Source organism: Pseudomonas sp. NFPP04, from assembly GCF_900113815.1.
Taxonomy (GTDB): Bacteria; Pseudomonadota; Gammaproteobacteria; order Pseudomonadales; family Pseudomonadaceae; genus Aquipseudomonas; species Aquipseudomonas extremorientalis.
Map to the genome: position 1 here is coordinate 218,873 of NZ_FOQS01000008.1, position 18,189 is coordinate 237,061.

Below are 18,189 nucleotides of genomic sequence, written 5' to 3' on the forward strand. Positions count from 1 at the left end.
CCTCTTTTGGCTCTAGGCGGCCTTTGGCAAAGCTGCTACTCTCGGCGCGCTTTGTGACGTCTCGGCCTGCTTGAAAGCGCCAGATTCACCTAAAAAAACATACACCAATAATAATCGCATCAAATGCGATGATGAATTCGCGTCGCTGACGTCGCTGAGGAGTGGGCTTCCATGAACGAAGACTTTTGGAAGGATAAGTACCCCGCCGGGATTGCCGCAGAAATCAATCCAGACGAGTATCCGAATATTCAGGCGGTACTGAAGCAGTCCTGCCAGCGCTTCGCCAACAAACCGGCTTTCAGCAACCTGGGCAAGACCATCACCTACGGTGAATTGTACGAACTGTCCGGCGCCTTCGCCGCGTACCTGCAACAGCACACCGACTTGAAGCCCGGCGACCGAATCGCCGTGCAACTGCCCAACGTCCTGCAATACCCGGTCGCCGTGTTCGGCGCCATCCGCGCCGGCCTGATCGTGGTCAACACCAACCCGCTGTACACCGCGCGGGAAATGGAACACCAATTCAACGACTCTGGCGCCAAGGCCCTGGTGTGCCTTGCCAACATGGCGCACCTGGCGGAAAAGGTCGTGCCCAAGACCGCCGTCAAGCATGTGATCGTCACCGAAGTCGCCGACCTGTTGCCGCCGCTCAAGCGCCTGCTGATCAACAGCGTCATCAAGTACGTGAAGAAAATGGTCCCGGCCTATCACCTGCCCAAGGCGATCAAGTTCAACGACGTGCTGGCCAAGGGGCACGGCCAACCGGTCAGCGATGCCAGCCCGGCCAGCAGCGATGTGGCCGTGCTGCAATACACCGGCGGCACCACCGGCGTCGCCAAGGGCGCGATGCTCACCCACCGCAACCTGGTCGCCAACATGTTGCAATGCAAGGCGCTGATGGGCTCCAACCTGAATGAAGGCTGCGAGATCCTGATCACGCCGCTGCCGCTTTACCACATTTACGCGTTCACCTTTCATTGCATGGCGATGATGCTGATCGGCAACCACAACATCCTGATCAGCAACCCGCGCGACCTGCCGGCGATGGTTAAGGAACTGTCGAAGTGGAAGTTCAGCGGCTTTGTCGGCCTGAACACGCTGTTTGTGGCGCTGTGCAACAACGAGGCGTTCCGCAAGCTGGATTTCTCTGCGCTGAAAGTCACCCTGTCCGGCGGCATGGCCCTGCAACTGGCGGCGGCCGAGCGTTGGAAGGCCGTGACCGGCTGTGGCATCTGCGAAGGCTACGGCATGACCGAGACCAGCCCGGTGGCCACGGTCAATCCGATCCAGCATATCCAGATCGGCACCATCGGCATCCCGGTGCCGTCCACCGTCTGCAAGGTCATCGCCGACGACGGCACCGAACTCGCACTGGGTGAAACCGGCGAGCTGTGCGTCAAAGGCCCGCAAGTGATGAAGGGCTATTGGCAGCGCCAGGACGCCACCGACGAGATGCTCGACAGCGAAGGCTGGCTCAAGACCGGTGACATCGCGATCATCCAGCCGGACGGCTACATGCGCATTGTCGATCGCAAGAAAGACATGATCCTGGTCTCGGGCTTCAACGTATACCCCAACGAGCTGGAAGACGTACTGGCGGGCCTGCCGGGCGTGCTGCAGTGCGCGGCCATTGGTGTGCCGGACGAGAAGTCCGGGGAGCACATCAAGCTTTTTATCGTGGTCAAGCCGGGTGCCACCCTGACCAAGGACCAAGTGATGGAGCATATGCGCGCCAACGTCACGGCCTATAAAGTGCCCAAGGCTGTCGAGTTCCGCGATGCCCTGCCGACCACCAACGTAGGCAAGATCCTGCGGCGTGAGCTGCGTGATGAAGAGTTGAAGAAGCTCGGTCTTAAAAAGTAACGCTATACAAATGTGGGAGGGGGCTTGCCCCGTCCCACATTTTGAACAGCGGTTTCTATAGGGCGAACTGCGCGAAGCTCACGCCAGCCCCGGCGGGGCGCACATCTTTCAAGAACGAGTCCTTGTCCGCGCTCAGCTCCAGAGTGATCTCAGGCTTGCGCTTTCCCGCATTGCGCACCACCAGGCCTTCGAGCTTTTCACGCAGGAACACCGTCGGCACCTTCAGGTGCAGCAACTGATCGGTCTCGGCGTTGTGCATCAACAGGTGGATCCACTCGTACTGGCCCACGGCAATCCGGCCCACTGGCAGGTCGAACCACCAGATGTTGCGCTTGCGGTCCAGGTCGGTGAAGTGGCAGTTGTTGACGCCGAGTACGGCACCGCCCAGTTCGGTGTTTCTGCGGGCGATGGCCTGTGCTTTATTGAGTTTCATAACCTTCCTACGGGATCTGTTATTCAGCGTTGTAGCCTGAATGTGCCGGGCATTCTCGTGGGTTGGCCGCAAAACATAAAGCCAAACCTGCGGTCGGCGATGAAATGCCCGACGAAAATAATTGAAACTCTGCCGAACGGCCCCGGGTCAATCTTTAGGTAATGACCAAAACCCTTTGATTGTTCTTTCGGAGAAATACCATGGGCAGCACAGCGGATAAGGCAAAAGGTTTGAAAGACGAGGCCGTCGGCAATATCAAGCAAGGCGTCGGCAAAGTCACCGGTAATGACAAACTGCGCGCTGAAGGCGTGGTGCAGGAAAAGAAAGGCCAGGTGGAAAAAGCCGTCGGCGATACCAAGGATGCAGTAAAAAAAGCGACCAAATAGGCCTGCTTTTGCGCAACCTGACGGCCATCCACGGATGGCCGTTTTTATGTCACATGGCGTGATTAAAGTTTCGAAATTGTTTCAAGGTCGCCAAATAGGCTACCTTGATGTAGAAAACGGCCCCTGAGTCGCCCACAAACTCAACCTTTATGCGGCGAAAGGAGACGCTATGATTTTTCCGGTTCTCGATGGTCTCAAGCTGCATAAAGTGCTGTTGCGTACCGTCAAGGAATTCGTCGATGACGAAATGCCCACCTACGCTTCGGCACTGGCCTACCAGATGCTGTTCTCGCTGTTCCCCTTCCTGCTGTTCCTGATTGCCCTGATCGGTTTCCTGCACCTGCCGGATTTCTTCACCTGGCTGCGCCTGCAATCGGAGCTGGTGTTGCCGCCCCAGGCCCTCGAGCAGGTCAACCCGGTGATCGACCAGTTGCAGCAATCCAAGGGTGGCCTGCTGTCGGTGGGTATCGTGATTGCGCTGTGGACTGCCTCGGCCGGCGTGCGCCTGATGATGAGCGCGATGAACGCCGCCTACGACGTGGTGGAAGGTCGGCCGATCTGGAAGCGCTTCCCGCTGTCGATTTTCTACACCGTCGGCATCGCCGGCATGTTGCTGGCCGCGGCCGCGCTGATGGTACTGGGCCCGCAAGTGATGGAGTGGCTGGCCGGGCAGATCGGCATGCAGGAATTCGTTGTGACCCTGTGGACCATCCTGCGTTGGCCGTTGATCGTGATTTTGCTGATGTTCGCCGTGGCCCTCATGTACTACGTGATGCCGGACGTCGAGCAGAAATTCCGCTTCATCACCCCAGGCTCCGTGCTGGCGGTGGTGGTGTGGATCGTCGCGTCCCTGGGCTTTGGCTACTACGTCAAAACCTTCGCCGACTACAACGCCATGTATGGCAGTATCGGTGCGATCATCGTGCTGCTCCTGTATTTCTATATTTCCGCCGCCGTGTTGCTGCTGGGGGCGGAAATGAACGCGGTGATCGAACACATGTCCGCCGAAGGCAAGGACCCGGGTGAAAAGGAATTCGATCAGTCCGCGCCGCCTGTCGGCGAAAAACAGCACGTCTCCGGCCTCGGCCGGGACCACTCCAAGCCCACCCCTGACGAAGTCTGATCGATGATCCGTGAAATCCTGAAAATGGGCGACGAGCGCTTGCTGCGCATCGCGCCTCCGGTTCCGCCGGAAATGTTCGACAGCCCCGAGCTGTGGCAATTGATCGATGACATGTTCCAGACCATGGAGCACGTGGGCGGCGTAGGCCTGGCCGCACCGCAGATCGGCGTGGACCTGCAATTGGTGATCTTCGGCTTCGAGGCCAGCGAACGTTACCCGGACGCGCCACCGGTGCCGCAGACGATCCTGATCAACCCGTTGATTACCCCCCTCAGCCCGGTGTTGGAAGAGGGGTACGAAGGTTGCCTGTCCGTACCCGGTATGCGTGGTGCAGTGAACCGCTATCAGCAGATTCGCTATGAAGGGTTTGATCCCAAGGGCGAGCCGATTGTGCGGTTTGCCGACGGTTTTCATGCGCGGGTGGTGCAGCATGAGTGCGATCACCTGATCGGCCGGTTGTACCCGTCGCGGATCACCGACTTCAGCAAGTTCGGGTTTATCGAGGTGATGTTCCCGGACATGGACCCCACCGCCGACGACTAACTCTCAGACATACTGAGATCACCCTGTGGGAGGGGGCCAAGCCTCCTCCCACAGGGTGACTGTATTTCAAGGCGGGTTATTGGGTCGGTTTGACGAACCGCAACGTCATCCGATCCGACTCGCCAATCGCCACATACTTCGCTTTGTCCTGCTCTCCCAATTTCAACGTCGGCGGCAACGTCCACACGCCTGCCGGGTAATCCTTGGTGTCCTTCGGGTTGGCATTCACCTCGCTCTGTCCCGCCAGCTTGAACCCGGCATCGGTCGCCAGCTTCACCACCTGGGCGGTGGTCAGGTAGCCGCTGTCCTTGATTGCCTGCAGATCCGCCCCGTCCTTGGCCCGGTGATCTTCCACACCCAGCACACCGCCCGGTTTCAGTACCCGGTAGAACGCACTGAAGGTGGCCGGCGCGGTGCCTGTCGCTACCCAGTTATGCACATTGCGAAACGTCAGCACCGCATCCGCCGAAGCGGGTTTGCCGAATACCGGCGCCTTGGGATCGAACTCCACCACCGAGGCCTTGCCGTAGCGCGTAGGGTCGGCCGCGAATTTCTTCTTCAGGTTCTCTTCCGACGTGCGCGCGTAGGCGCTGCTGCTCGCGGCCTGCACGGCGGCGATGTAGTGCCCTTGATCCTTGAGCAACGGCGCCAGTACTTCGCTGTACCAGCCGCCGCCCGGGGTGATCTCGATCACGGTTTGCCTGGCGCCCAGGCCAAAAAACTCCAGGGTCTGTTGCGGGTGGCGATAGCCGTCGCGGGCACTGTTGGCCGGGTCGCGCCAACTGCCGGCCAGCACGCTTTGGTACTGCCGGGCGCTGATCGGTGCGTCGGCGGCCTGGCTCAAGGCCGGGGCGAGCAGGGCGGTGAGGGAGAGGGCTGCGAGCGTCGTTTTCATGATCATCCTGTAAAGGGCCATTGTGCCGCCGAGGCTAGCATGGGCCCTGTACATGCTGATCACACATTATCGGTGGTCGACCTCACCAAACGATCTAAGCCCATCGCGATCATCGGTTTGTTGCGCTTGTAGCGCACCAGCCGTTCGTTGAGCGACTGCGGCAACAGCGTGTCCTGGGTGAAGCCCATGCGCCGGTACATCCCTTCCAGTTCCGGATGGCACAGCAACCACAACATACCGTCCACATCGGCCGCAGCCGCCGTGATCAGCCGCGCCGCCAAGCCTTGGCCGCGATAGGCCGGGTCAACGAACACCCCGGTCAACCACTGCCCGCCAACCACGGGCGTGAGGCACAGGCCGGCGACAATCTCGCTGTCGCGCGCCACCCACAAGCGCCCGCCCTTGAGCGCTTTCATCGACGAATTGTGGCTGCGGTAAAACTTGTTCAGCAGGGGCCACAAGGGCTCGGCCAGCGGTTCGATGTGCAATGGGGGCATGGTCTTCAGGCAGCGTGATCAAGGGCCGGGGATTATAAACGCCTTGTGCGAGGCAATAGGTGGTATACCCATGACTGCAACCCCTTAAAGTGGAGTACGCATCATGGCCAAAGGTATGGATTCAAAGAAAGCCGCGAAGAAAAAACCGGCGAAGACCGCGGATGAAAAACGCGCCGACAAGAAAGCCAAGAAAACCGAGACAGGCCTGTTCGGTCACTGAGTTACAAGCTTATAGCTAAACGATCTGCAAGATTTTCCCGCGCCATTGCACAGAGCAGGAAACACCTGCTCTGAGCTGCCGATGGCCCACTACCTTGATCCTGCCCAACGCCGGGAAATCGAAACCCTGGCCCAATGCTTTACCGCCAGAACCGAATGGCCGACCTGGCTACTGTTGATCGGCGTATACGCTGGCTGGTTTGCCGTGATCCTTGGCAGTCACTGGCTGGGCCCGTGGTTGAGCACACTGCTGTTGATCCCGCTCGTGACGCTGTGGTTGTCGGTCCAACACGAACTGCTCCACGGCCATCCCACCCGTTCGCTGCTGCTCAATAAACTTCTCGGCTATGCACCCTTTGCCGTGTGGTACCCCTACACGTTGTACCGCGACAGCCACCTGCTGCACCACAACGACGAAGACTTGACCCTGCCGGGCATCGACCCGGAAAGCCGCTACCTCACCCAGCAGCAATGGGACCACAGCTCGCTGTTCGAACGCGGCGTGCACGGGGTGACCAAGACCGTGCTCGGCCGCTTCCTGCTTTCTGCCCCTTTGGCAATTGGCCGCCTGATCCGCCACGAATGCCAGCGCCTGCCCCAGGTATGGCCGATGTGGCTGGCCCACGGTGCCGTCACCGTGCTGATGTTGATATTCATCGCCCACTGCAGCGCGCTGTCGGTGGGGCATTACCTGCTGCTGGTCAGCGTGCCGGCCTTGTCCCTGGCCTCGATCCGTTCCTACTATGAACACCGCCCGCACCCCCGGCCCGAGCAACGCAGCGTGCTCAACGAAGCGTCCTGGCCGTGGACCTGGCTGTTCCTCAATAACAACCTGCACCTGGTGCACCACGATTTGCCGAAACTGCCCTGGTACTTGCTGCCCACGGTCTACCGTGCCCGGCGTGAACAATGGATCGCGCGCAGCGGCGGCTTCCTGGTGCAAGGCTACGGCCAGTTGATCGGCCGCCACGGGCTCAAGGCCATCGACAGCCCCCGGCACCCCTTTGCGTGAGAGACGAGCATGAGTGAGCACTACGCCGAACTGCTGATGTATGTCGCGCCCGAGCCGATCCGGCAGGCCAACCAACAGTGGCTGGAGCGCATCCTTGAACACCTCGGACTGCGCCGTCTCAATGCCGATCATCTGGACTTGCCCGGCCTGTGGCTCGCCCCCGAATTGCTGGTGACCCAAACCTGCGGTTATCCACTGATGACCCAATTGCGCGGCCAGGTCCGCGTGATCGGTCGACCGCGCTATGAGCTGCCCCACAGCAGCCGGGGCGAACATTGCAGCCTGTTGCTGACCCGCGACGACAACCCGCGCCACCCTCTGGCGGACTTCTACAACAGCCGTGGCGTGATCAACGGCCACGACTCCAACAGCGGCATGAACCTGTTGCGCGAACGCCTGGCGCCGTTGCAGCGCGACGGGCGTTTCTTCGCCAGTGTCGGCATCAGCGGCGCTCATCGCGAAAGCCTGCGCTGGCTGCGCGAAGACCGTGCCGACCTCGCCGCTATCGACAGCGTGACCTACGACTACCTCGCCCGCTTCGCGCCGCAAGAGGTGGCGGGGCTGCGCATCGTCACCCACAGCGCGCCGAGCCCGACCTTGCCCTACATCGGCCCGCCGGGCTTGAGCGATGAACAGGTGGTCCAGGTCCGCCAGGCGATGAACCAGGCGTTGCAGGACTTACCCGAGGTGGCCGAGACACTGGGCTTGCATGAAGTATTCCCCGCCAGCGAAGACGACTACGTGGTGCTCTTGAACTACCAGGATCAGGCCGTCAGCGTCGGCTATCCTGTACTTCAATAGAGTTATATAAAAATACCTTTTAAATATTATTAAAGAATAAGCAGCCTTGCTAGGATCGCTCCACCGGAACACCGGACATAACGTGCAACCCTCTCAAATGGAGCCACTATGTCCGGCGCCGACACTTCTCACAGCGATTACGTGGGCGGATTGTTCCGCAGTCATTACGACTGGCTGTGCAGCCGTTTGCACCGCCACCTTGATTCCCGCGCCCACGCCGAAGACATTGCCGCCGACACCTTCGTCCAGCTCCTGAGTGCGCCGGGTGTGGTGCCGATCCGCCAGCCCCGCGCCTTGCTCACTACGATCGCCCAGCGCCTGATGTACCAGCTGTGGCGTCGCCGTGACCTGGAACGTGCCTACCTCGATGCCCTCGACAACGATGCGACGTCTACCGCGCCATCCCCGGAAGAGCTGGCACAAATGCTCGAAGCCCTGCACGCCATCGACCAGCTGCTCGACGGCTTGCCGGCCAAGGTCAAGGCGACCTTTTTGCTTTCGCAACTCAATGGCCTGACCTACCCGGAAATCGCCGCCGAGCTGGGGATTTCCCAGCGCTCGGTCAGCGACTACATGACCCGCGCCTTCAACCGTTGCCTGCGGCTGTGCCTGGAATGAACGACGACCTGATCAACGACGCCACGCGCTGGTACGTGCTGCTGCGTTCCGGCCAGGCCACGGCGGGCGACTGGCAGCGCTACCAACTCTGGCGTGCCGCCGACCCACGCCATGACGCGTTGTGCCTGCAGTTGGAAACGCGCCTCGGCGTGTTCCAGATTCCCCAGGCACAAGGGGTCAGCGGCCAGCTGTTGCAGCAGGCATTGGACGCACCGTCCAGCCGTCGCCAGGTGTTACAGGTCGCGCTGGTCGGTGCTGGTGTGGCTGCCGGCGCGACTTGGTTGGCCAAGCCGCTGGGTGTGCCGTTGGCGGACCTCACGGCGGATATCCGCACCGGCACCGGCGAGCGCCGCACCGTCACGTTGGACGACGGCAGCGAGCTGTCGCTCAACGCGCAAAGCGCGGCGGATATTCAGTTCGACCCACAACGGCGCCTGGTGCGCCTGCGCGAAGGCGAGTTGCTGGCCAGGGTGGCTGGCGATCGCATTCGGCCTTTTATGATCCAGACCGACCAGGCGCGTTTGCGTGCCTATGGCAACCGCCTCCTGGTGCGCGAGCGGGCAGGGCAGGGCCAGGTCGTCGCGCTGAACGGCGCGGTGGAAATCGACAGCCAGAACGGCGAGCGCCTGCAACTTGCCGCCGGCCATGAGGTGCACTATGACCGTGCCGGTTTCGGCCCGGTGCAGGCCAGCTCCTCCGGAGCCACGGCCTGGGTCGACGGCTTCCTGCAAGTGCGCGACCGCCCGCTGTCTGAAGTCATCGAGGCGCTGCGGCCTTACCACAATGGCGTGTTGCGCCTGGACCCCTCCGTGGCGGGCCTGCGTGTCAGCGGCCTGTACCGCTTGGACAACCCCCAGCAAATCCTCGATACCCTGGCGCGCACCTTGCCGATCCACATCACTCGCCGCACCGGTCTGTGGGTGAACGTCAATGCCGCGTGACCTTGGTTCTATCGACATAACCAAACGATCTGCAAGTTTTCCCCCGGCCGTGCCACACCACTCCCGTAAGCGCTGCGGGGAGCAGCGTTCTCGAGTTTCCTTGGGGGGAGCCAAAGTGAGTCAGTTCAACCGTGTGCCGCGTCGAACCTTTGCCCTGGTGCCGTTGGCCAGTCTGTTTTTCTCGTTCGCCGCCAGTGCCGAAGAGGCGCGCCAGACCTATCACATTGCCCCTGGCCCGTTGGATGAAGTACTGCTCGATATCAGCCGGCAAAGCGGCCAAGTGATCTCGTTCACGCCACAGTTGGCGAACTATTCTTCGTCCAGCGTAGACGGTTCGCTGTCGGCGCAACAGGCCGTCGACGCCGCACTGAAGGGCACCGGCCTGCACGTCCAGGTCAGCCCGGACGGCGCGTTCATCATCAAGGAAAGCGCGAGCAACAACGCCATCCGCAACGTCAAGGCCCAGACCAGCGCCGCCCAGGCCCCGACCCTGGACCGCGTGGTCGCTATCGGCACCCGGCGCAGTGACGCCACGGCCCTCACCAGCGCCGCGCCGGTGGATGTGATCAACGCCGAAGAACTCAAGCAGACCGGCGCCACCAGCCTCAACCAGGCTTTGTTCCAACTGCTGCCATCGTTCAATTTCCCGCAGAACCAGAGCGCCACCCGTGGCCAGAACCCCAAGGGCGCATCCCTGCGCGGGCTGGCCCCGGACCAGACGCTGGTGCTGATCAACGGCAAGCGCCGCCATGCCTCGGCGGTGGTGAACATCTCCGGTGGCGTACCGTTCATTGGCGCGCAGCCGGTGGACCTGGACATGATCCCCATCAGCAGCATCGATCACGTCGAAGTGCTGCGCGATGGCGCCTCGGCGCAATACGGTTCGGATGCGGTGGCGGGCGTGGTCAACATCGTGCTCAAGGAGCGTGACAGCGGCGGCCAGGTCAACACCCAGCTGGGCAAATACGCCCAGGGCGACGGCTTCAGCAAGACCACCGATGGCTGGTACGGCCTGGGCTTGCCGGGGGATGGTTTCCTCACGCTGAGCTTCAACACCCTCAACAACAAACCCACCGACATTGGCGACAAATATGTCGCCGACGGCCAACTGCAAGACCCCCGCTGGGGCGGTGCCGGGCGCGATAAATTCAACCTGGCGGCGAATGCCGAAATCGGCTTGAACGACCAGTGGCGGCTCTACAGTTTCGCCACCTTCGGCCAGGACAAGTCGGTGAACAACACGCCGCCGCTGCTGGCCAACAACCCGAACAACGTGCCGGGCATCTACCCCAACGGCACCATTCCCAAGTACCGCTACCGCTATGAAGACGGTGCGCTGACCGTCGGCACCCGCTACGAAGACGAGACCCTCGGCCGCTTCGACCTCAGTGCCACCTATGGGCGCGACCAGCACGATGAACTGGCCTTCAACACGGTCAACCCCAGCTACGGCTTGAACAGCCCGACCAAGTTCGACGTGGCCACCCTGGTCAACGAGCAGACCAACCTCGGCCTGGATTACGCCAAGGATCTGGACGTCAACTGGTCGAGCCATCCGCTGACCGTCTCGGCGGGCATTGCCTACCGCCATGAGCAATATCGGCTGGAAGAGGGCGACTACGAGTCTTACTCCTTTGGCGGCATCAACGGCGTGCAGGTCGGTGCGGTGCAAGCCTCCGGGCTCACGCCGGATGACGCCGGCACCTACAAGCGTGATGTCGGCGGTGTGTACTTCGGCCTCGAACATCAGCTCACCGATAAATTCCAGATCGGCCTGGCCGGGCGTACCGAGCACTACTCGGACTTCGGTTCGGCCACCACCGGCAAGCTCTCGGCGCGTTATGACTTCACCCCGCAGGTGGGCCTGCGCGCCACGGTGAACAACTCCTTCCGCGCACCGACCCTGGGCCAGATCGGCACGTCGTGGACCACCACCACCAACGTCGACATCAACGGCAACCCGGTGTTGACGCGCATGCTGCCCGCCGACAACCCGGCCGCCCGTGCCTTGGGCGCCGAGCCGCTCAAGCCCGAGAAGTCCACCAACTACTCCCTGGGCCTGGTGCTGCGGCCGGTCGAAAACGCGTCCCTGACCATTGACGCTTACCAGATTTCGATCCGTGACCGCCTGCTCTACAGCGGCGGCATTTCCGGGCCGCGCGCCGAACAGATCCTGCAGCAGGCCGGGTTTGGCCAGTACACCTGGGCGCAGTTCATGACCAATGCGGCCAATACGCGCACGCGGGGTGTCGACATCGTCGGCAAGTACAACCTGGACCTGGCGCAGTACGGCGCATTGAGCCTGTCGGCCGGTTACACCAGGGCGCGCACCACGATTGAGAAGGTCCACGAGAACCCCAACGGATTCGACATCCTCACCCGCGAAGCCCGTGGTTTCCTCGAGCACGGTTACCCCGAAGACAAGCTGGTGCTCGGCGCCACCCACCGCATCGGCGCCTGGACCATCGCCCTCAGCGAAACCCGCTACGGCGAGTACCGCAAATACGCCGCCAGCGCAGCCAACGCCCAGTACGACCAGACCTTCGCCGCGCAATGGAACACCGACCTGGACGTGAACTACGCGTTCACCCAGCAACTGCGCCTGTCGATCGGCGCCAACAACCTGTTCGACAGCAAACCCGACGACTTCAACACCCGCCTGCGCCAGACCCCGGGCCAGCAGTACAGCTACCTGTCGCCGTCGGCGCCGGAAGGGGCGTTCTACTACACGCGGCTCAGTTATGACTTTTAACGAACATCACCGCACAACTATGAGGTTGCCGATGAAGCATCTGAAGAAACTCCTGGGCGGCGGCCTGCTGGCCCTGAGCCTGCTGTCCCCAACCGTCCACGCCACCGAAGCCGTCAAACCCATCCACTTCGGTGACATCACCTGGGAAAGCGGCAGCCTGATCACCGAGGTGCTGCGCCTGATCGTCGAGAAGGGCTACGGCTTGCCCACCGACACCCTGCCCGGCAGCACCGTGAGCCTGGAAGCCGCCCTGGCCAAGGACGATATCCAGGTGATCGGCGAAGAGTGGGCCGGGCGCAGTCCGGCGTGGGTCAAGGCGGAAAACGAGGGCAAGGTGTTCGGCCTGGGCGACACGGTCAAAGGCGCTACCGAAGGCTGGTGGGTGCCGGAGTTCGTGATCAAGGGCGATGCGGCGCGCGGTATCAAGCCCCTGGCGCCGGACCTGAAGTCGGTGGCCGACCTGCCGCGCTACAAGGATGTGTTCCGCGACCCCGAAGATCCGAGCCGTGGGCGCTTCCTCAACAGCCCCACCGGCTGGACCTCGGAGATCGTCAACAGCCAGAAACTCAAGGCCTACAAACTCACTGACAGCTTCGTCAACTTCCGCACCGGCTCCGGCGCGGCGCTGGATGCCGAAGTGGCCTCGTCGATCCGCCGTGGCAAGCCGGTGTTGTTCTACTACTGGTCGCCAACGCCGCTGCTGGGCCGGTTCAAGCTGGTCAAGCTGGAAGAGCCGCCGTTCAACGCTGATGCCTGGAAGACCCTGTCCGACGCGAAAAACCCCAACCCCATCGGCACCCGCTCGATGCCAGCACGCCTGGCGATTGGTGTGTCGGCGCCGTTCAAGGCGCAGTACCCGCAACTGGTGAGTGTGTTTGAAAAGGTCGACCTGCCGATTGATCTGCTCAACGGCATTCTCGGCGACATGAGCGAGAAACGCACGCCGCCCCGCCAGGTGGCTGAAGCGTTCCTCAAGGACCATCCAGACGTCTGGCAACAATGGGTGCCGGCGGATGTCGCGGCCAAGGTCAAGGGAGCGCTCTGATGCTTAAAGTCTTCGCTGCAGCTGTACTTTCGTTGATCGCCGGTCACGTGCTGGCGGCCGAGCCCTCCACCTTGCGCATCGGTTACCAGAAAAGCTCGGTGAGCATGGTGTTGGCCCGTGAGCACAAACTCTTCGAAGCGGCGCTGCCCGGCACGCAGGTGCAGTGGATCGAATTCCTCGGTGGCCCGCCGCTGATCGAAGCGCTGAATGGCGGCAGCCTGGACATCGGCAATATCGGCGACATCCCGCCGATCTTTGCCCAGGCCGCCGGCATCGACTTGCAATACTTCGCCGTCGAGCCCAACGAGGGCAAGACCGAAGCGGTGCTGGTGCCCAAGGCCAGTCCGGTGCAGAGCGTGGCTGAACTGAAGGGCAAGCGCGTGGCGCTGCTCAAGGGCTCCAGCGCGCACAACCTGTTCCTCAAAAGCCTGCTGCGCGCCGGCCTGCAATGGAAGGACGTGAACGTGGTGTACCTGTCGCCGTCCGATGGTCGTGCTGCGTTCGAGCAAGGCAAAGTCGATGCCTGGGTGGTGTGGGACCCGTACTACTCCGCCGCCGTGGTCGACGGCTCCGCCCGTGTGCTGGGTGACGGGCAGGGCCTCAACCCGGCCGGCAGTTTCTTTGTGGTCAGCAGCCCGTTTGCCAAGCAGTACCCGCAGTCCATCGGCACGATCATCCAGACCCTGGGCAAGGCGCAGCGTCTGTCCCTCGACAAGCCCGAAGAAAGCATCGCACTGATGGCCAAGACCCTGGGCCTGCAACCGGCGGTGGTGAAAAGCTACTTCGAACACCGCTCGCCCGCGCCGATCCGGCCGCTGCAAGCCTCGGACGTCGCGACCCAGCAACGCACAGCGGACCTGTTCTTCGCCAACGGCCTGATCCCGAAAAAGGTCGACGTGCAGCAAGCCGTCTTCAAGGCGCCATGAATGTGTGGTGAGCGGGCTTGCCACAACCACAAAAGCCCTTAATCAGTGAGCAGACCATGCAACCGATCTACATCGATTTTCTCAACGGCCTCGACATCGACGAACTGGGTCTCTCCAACGATGAAATCCTTAGCGCCATCGAAGCCAGCCTGGCGATCCAGGGCCGTGGCGAGGCGGTGATCGAGCCGCGTACCCACCTGATTCCCGGTGGCGAGATCAACGGCCACTTCAACGTGCTGCGCGGTGTGCTTGGCGGCGCTATCGGTTATGCCGGGGTCAAGGTGGTAGGGGATTTTGTCGACAACTATCGCAAGGGCCTGCCCTCGGAACTGGCGATTCTCAACCTGCTTGACCCGGCCACCGGCATTCCCAAGGCCATCCTGGATGCCTCGGCGATCACCGATATGCGCACCGGCGCGGTCACGGCCATCGGCGCCAAATACCTGGCCCGACCCGACAGTAAAGTGCTGGCGCATATCGGCGCGCGCGGCACGGCCTACTGGAACGTGCGCCTGCTGGATCACCTGTTCGACTTCGACGAAATCCGCGTGCACTCGCGCCGCAGTGAAAGCCGCGAGGCCTTTGCCGAACGCCTGCGCCGGGACCTGGGCAAGCCGGTGATCGTCACCGGCGATTGGGAATCCGCCGTGCGTGGTGCCGACATCGTCGTCGAGGCCTCGCGCCTGGACCAGCCCGAACCGCTGCTGCGCACCGAGTGGATCAAACCCGGCGCCTTCGTGGTGCCCTACGGCACCATGAGCGCGGTGGAACTGTCGCTCACCGACATCATGAGCAAGTTGGTGGTGGATGATTGGGGCCAGTGCAAGGGCGGTCTGTTCGGTTCGTTGCGTGCCCATGTCGATGCAGGAAAACTCAGCGCCGAGACCCTGCATGCCGAGTTGGGCCAGATCGTGGCCGGCTTGAAGAATGGCCGGGAAACCCCCGAGGAAACCATCCTGTTCTGGCATCGCGGGCTGAGCCTCAGTGATATCGCATTGGGCCATGCGCTGCTGGAGAAATCCAGGCGCCTGGGCATCGGCCAGCGGTTGCGCTGGGCATGATTCACTTCGATCCCCAAGGCTTGGTGCTGGCGGATTTGCTGGCGATTGCGCGGCAGGATATACCGGCGGATTTCAGTCAATCGGCACGTCAACGTATCGACGAAGGCCATCGGCTGCTGGTGAAACTGGCGGCTGACGGCACGCCGATCTATGGCGTCAACACCGGCCTTGGCGCGGCGGTGGATACGCCGGTGGCGCCGGTGCAGGCGAGCATTCCGTTGGGGCGTGCGGTGGGGGTGGGGCGCCTTGCCAATCGCCAGGAGTTGCGCGCCATCACCGCCACGCGCCTGGCCGGGTTGGCCCAGGGTCGCTCGGGGATTTCACCGGCAGCGGCGCAGGCATTGCTGGACCTGCTCAACTCGGGCGTCGAGCCCGAGGTGCCGTTGCTGGGTTCCCTGGGCGAAAGCGACCTGGCGCCATTGTCGCACCTGAGCCTGGCGCTGGCGGTGCCTTTGACCGGTAAGGATGGCTTGGCGCTGGTCTCGGCGAATGCCGCCAGCGTTGGGCTCGGTGCGTTGCTGGTGGCTGAGGCGCAGCAGGCGTTGGAGGCTGTGCTCGCGGCGCTGGCGTTGTCGTGTGAAGGCTACCGCGCCAATCTCAGTGCGTTCCAGCCATGGGCCTCACGCCTGCGCCCGGCCCCGGGGCAAACCGAGCAATCGGCGGCGCTGTTGCGCTTGCTGGCGGGGGGCGAGTTGGCGGACAACCCACGTCGCCTGCAAGACCCACTGAGCTTTCGCTGCGCCACGGTGGTCCAGGGCGCGGCGCAGCAGGCGTTGCACCAGTTGCATGAGCTGATCGAACTGGAACTGCGCAGCGGCGCGGACAACCCGGGGTTGATCAGCGAGGAAGCGCTGGTGTTGGCCACGGCGAATTTCGACAGCACGCATCTGGCACTCGCCGCAGAAGGGCTGGGCCTGGCGCTGAATCGAGTGGCGGCGTGCAGTGCAGAACGCATCGCCAAGTTGCTCTCGCCTGGCTCCAGTGACTTGCCGCGCTTCCTGATCACTCAACCAGGTCATGTCGGCATGGCCGCGTTGCAGCGCACCAGTTCGGCGCTGGTCGCGGAAATCGGACACTTGGCCAATCCGCTGCCGGCGGTGAGCGTGCCGGTGGCGGATCGTGTCGAAGACTATGCGGGGCAGGCCTTGGCGGTGGTCGACAAGACCCGGCGGTTGGTCGAGCGGGTCGTGTGGCTGGTCAGCATCGAACTGATCGTCGCGGCGCAGGCGGTGGACCTGCGGGGTGCGTTGCGATTGGGGCAGGGCTCCGGGCAGATCCATGCCGAGGTGCGCAGCCAGGTGGCGCACCTGGATCAGGATCGCTCGGGCTCGGTGGATGTGTTGGCGCTGAGCCGCTTCATCTCAACTCATGGGTTTTCAGCGGCCAATGCGGCAACCACCGCAGGTCGCTCACCCACGCGTTGCTGAAACGCCGCCAGCGCCGGCCACCGGCCCAGGTCAATTGCGTGAAACGCGGCCCAGCGCAGCACCACGAACAGGTAGGCATCCGCCACCGAGTAGTGCGACCCCAGCAGGTAATCCTGGCGCTCCAGCGTTTGCACCAGCACCGCGAAACGCTTGAAGAGTGTGGCTTCGAACAGCGCGCGCACGTCGCCCTGGATCGCGTCGTTGAAGAACACCGCCAGGCCGCCATGAATCTCGGTGGCGATAAAATTCAGCCATTCCTGCAAACGCACCCGCTCCCAGCTGCCATTGGCAGGGGCCAGGCCGGCGGCGGGTTTCAGGTCGGCGAGGTATTGCAGGATCGCGCTGGCTTCGGTCAGTACCTGGCCGTTGTCCAGTTTCAGGGCGGCGACGTAGCCCTTGGGGTTGATCTGCAGGAAGTCCTCGCCCTCGGCGGTGATCTTGGCCTGGTTATCGACCAGCACCAGGTCGAACGGCAACGCCAATTCGCGCAACACGATATGCGGGGCGAGGGAACAGGCGTGAGGGAAGAAATACAGTTTCATCTGGGGCAGCTCCGTTGAATTTGCGCCAGTCTCGCGGGCGTGGCACCGTGCGTAAAATTAAACCTTCAGACCCCTGCCATAAGGACAGCTACTGCCATGATGAACCTGATGCACTGGCGCCTGCTGGTTGCCGTGGCCGATCACGGCAGCATCACCGCCGCCGCCGAGCGGGTAGGCATGACCCAGTCCGCTGCCAGCCAGGCCATGGCCGGCATGGAGGCGACGCTGGGCGCGCAACTGTTCACCCGTGAACCGCGCAAGACCTTGCCTACGGCGTTGGGCTTGAGTGTGATCGAACAGGCGCGGGTGATGCTCGGTGCCTTGCAGGCGATCCGCAGCACCGTGGACGAAGCCAGGCCCATGCTGCGGGGGACGATTCGCATCGCCAGTTTCCCGAGGGTGCTGGCGACGTTTCTGACACCCGCGTTGCAACGTTTTGCGCAGCTCTATCCCGGCATCGAGGTCACCACCCTGGATGTCACCGACAACGAAGTACTCACCCTGCTCGACACCGGCCTCATCGACCTGGGCGTGGTGCTCAACCCCGCGCCCGAGCGCAATGCCACCGTGTTGGGCCGTGACTTATGGATGGCCGTGCTGCCAGCGAACCATGCCCTGGCGCAACGCCCGGCTGATGCGTGTGTGTCGCTCGAGGAGTTACTGGAGCAGCCTTTCGTACTGGCCACCGGTGGCTGTACCGCCAATGCCCGCAGCCTGGGGGCCGCAGCGGGGCTGACCCTGCGGGATATCCGCGTGGAAGTGCGCGAATGGAACAGTGCCTTCAGCCTGGTGCGCGAGGGGGTTGGCGTTACGCTGGTGCCGGAAATGGCCCTGCCCATCCAGCGTAAGGGGCTGCGGGTGATGGCACTGAAGGTGCCGCTGCACCGTGAGTTTGCCTTGGTCGGTACGCCAAATCGTCCACCTTCAGCCGCCGCCCGTGCATTGTTAGAAATGCTGGCTCAATAGTGGCTTGCAGAGTGCCAAGCCCTGTCTATGCTCATCCAGAACCGTTGATGACGCTTGGTATATAAAGCGATTTGGATGGTTTGCGACTGTATTCGATCCGTGAATGGAATGCGCCCCGCCAGGCGCTGGTAATTGAAGG

At 62.5% G+C, this 18,189-nt stretch carries 18 protein-coding genes; 14 read left to right on the forward strand and 4 right to left on the reverse strand.

All coding sequences use genetic code 11. The features are described 5' to 3' along the window. The first annotated feature begins 171 nt into the window (after window positions 1-171). Entirely contained in the window at window positions 172-1,863 is a 1,692-nt protein-coding gene (gene fadD1 / locus BM017_RS18630; protein WP_092246999.1) for a long-chain-fatty-acid--CoA ligase FadD1, read from the forward strand. Between the two features lie 55 nt (window positions 1,864-1,918). On the opposite strand, the gene BM017_RS18635 is transcribed toward fadD1, so the two are convergent. Continuing rightward, the gene (locus BM017_RS18635) at window positions 1,919-2,296 is read right to left on the reverse strand and encodes a hypothetical protein (RefSeq protein ID WP_016973105.1); all 378 of its coding nucleotides are present in this window, start codon (window positions 2,294-2,296) and stop codon (window positions 1,919-1,921) included. Window positions 2,297-2,496: 200 nt separating this feature from the next. Here BM017_RS18635 and BM017_RS18640 point away from each other — a divergent pair, with 200 nt between their 5' ends. From BM017_RS18640 to def, 3 genes are all read left to right on the forward strand, one after another. Further along, a complete protein-coding gene (locus BM017_RS18640; protein ID WP_016973106.1) occupies window positions 2,497-2,682 on the forward strand; it encodes a CsbD family protein in 186 nt (61 codons plus the stop codon). 169 nt (window positions 2,683-2,851) lie between these two features. Beyond that, window positions 2,852-3,805 (forward strand): YihY/virulence factor BrkB family protein, encoded by a 954-nt coding sequence (locus tag BM017_RS18645; RefSeq protein WP_058423207.1) that lies wholly within the window; start codon window positions 2,852-2,854, stop codon window positions 3,803-3,805. A gap of 3 nt (window positions 3,806-3,808) precedes the next feature. After that, entirely contained in the window at window positions 3,809-4,348 is a 540-nt protein-coding gene (gene def, locus BM017_RS18650; protein WP_092247002.1) for a peptide deformylase, read from the forward strand. Window positions 4,349-4,424: 76 nt separating this feature from the next. Here def and BM017_RS18655 read toward each other — a convergent pair whose 3' ends face one another. Both BM017_RS18655 and BM017_RS18660 read right to left on the reverse strand, forming a co-directional pair. Continuing rightward, entirely contained in the window at window positions 4,425-5,243 is an 819-nt protein-coding gene (locus BM017_RS18655; RefSeq protein WP_092247003.1) for a class I SAM-dependent methyltransferase, read from the reverse strand. A gap of 59 nt (window positions 5,244-5,302) precedes the next feature. Continuing rightward, window positions 5,303-5,740 carry a GNAT family N-acetyltransferase gene (locus BM017_RS18660; RefSeq protein ID WP_092247006.1) on the reverse strand — a complete coding sequence of 146 codons (438 nt, stop codon included), beginning with the start codon at window positions 5,738-5,740 and terminating at the stop codon, window positions 5,303-5,305. Between the two features lie 301 nt (window positions 5,741-6,041). Between BM017_RS18660 and BM017_RS18665 the strand changes: the two genes are divergently transcribed. From BM017_RS18665 to BM017_RS18705, 9 genes are all read left to right on the forward strand, one after another. After that, complete coding sequence (locus tag BM017_RS18665; protein ID WP_092247013.1) at window positions 6,042-6,971, forward strand: fatty acid desaturase; 930 nt, start codon at window positions 6,042-6,044, stop codon at window positions 6,969-6,971. Between the two features lie 9 nt (window positions 6,972-6,980). Continuing rightward, window positions 6,981-7,772: a phosphate/phosphite/phosphonate ABC transporter substrate-binding protein gene (locus tag BM017_RS18670; protein WP_092247014.1), complete on the forward strand. Its 792-nt coding sequence runs from the start codon at window positions 6,981-6,983 to the stop codon at window positions 7,770-7,772. Window positions 7,773-7,880: 108 nt separating this feature from the next. Further along, window positions 7,881-8,390 (forward strand): sigma-70 family RNA polymerase sigma factor, encoded by a 510-nt coding sequence (locus tag BM017_RS18675; RefSeq protein WP_092247015.1) that lies wholly within the window; start codon window positions 7,881-7,883, stop codon window positions 8,388-8,390. Then, entirely contained in the window at window positions 8,387-9,331 is a 945-nt protein-coding gene (locus BM017_RS18680; RefSeq protein ID WP_092247018.1) for a FecR domain-containing protein, read from the forward strand. The genes BM017_RS18675 and BM017_RS18680 overlap by 4 nt, the downstream gene beginning before the upstream one ends. Before the next feature lie 115 nt (window positions 9,332-9,446). Next, complete coding sequence (locus tag BM017_RS18685; RefSeq protein WP_092247021.1) at window positions 9,447-12,083, forward strand: TonB-dependent receptor plug domain-containing protein; 2,637 nt, start codon at window positions 9,447-9,449, stop codon at window positions 12,081-12,083. A 31-nt stretch (window positions 12,084-12,114) separates the two neighbouring features. Then, window positions 12,115-13,128 (forward strand): ABC transporter substrate-binding protein, encoded by a 1,014-nt coding sequence (locus BM017_RS18690; protein ID WP_092247024.1) that lies wholly within the window; start codon window positions 12,115-12,117, stop codon window positions 13,126-13,128. Further along, the gene (locus tag BM017_RS18695) at window positions 13,128-14,054 is read left to right on the forward strand and encodes an aliphatic sulfonate ABC transporter substrate-binding protein (RefSeq protein WP_092247027.1); all 927 of its coding nucleotides are present in this window, start codon (window positions 13,128-13,130) and stop codon (window positions 14,052-14,054) included. The genes BM017_RS18690 and BM017_RS18695 overlap by 1 nt, the downstream gene beginning before the upstream one ends. A 56-nt stretch (window positions 14,055-14,110) precedes the next feature. Next, window positions 14,111-15,115, forward strand: a complete 1,005-nt coding sequence (locus BM017_RS18700) for an ornithine cyclodeaminase family protein (RefSeq protein ID WP_092247030.1) — start codon at window positions 14,111-14,113, stop codon at window positions 15,113-15,115. Then, the gene (locus BM017_RS18705) at window positions 15,112-16,542 is read left to right on the forward strand and encodes an aromatic amino acid lyase (protein WP_092247033.1); all 1,431 of its coding nucleotides are present in this window, start codon (window positions 15,112-15,114) and stop codon (window positions 16,540-16,542) included. The genes BM017_RS18700 and BM017_RS18705 overlap by 4 nt, the downstream gene beginning before the upstream one ends. On the opposite strand, the gene gstA is transcribed toward BM017_RS18705, so the two are convergent. After that, complete coding sequence (gene gstA / locus BM017_RS18710) at window positions 16,482-17,084, reverse strand: glutathione transferase GstA (protein ID WP_092247036.1); 603 nt, start codon at window positions 17,082-17,084, stop codon at window positions 16,482-16,484. The two genes, BM017_RS18705 and gstA, sit on opposite strands and share 61 nt — an antisense overlap. 96 nt (window positions 17,085-17,180) lie before the next feature. On the opposite strand from gstA, the gene BM017_RS18715 reads away from it, so the two are divergent. Further along, complete coding sequence (locus BM017_RS18715; RefSeq protein ID WP_092247039.1) at window positions 17,181-18,050, forward strand: LysR family transcriptional regulator; 870 nt, start codon at window positions 17,181-17,183, stop codon at window positions 18,048-18,050. Window positions 18,051-18,189 lie beyond the last annotated feature (139 nt).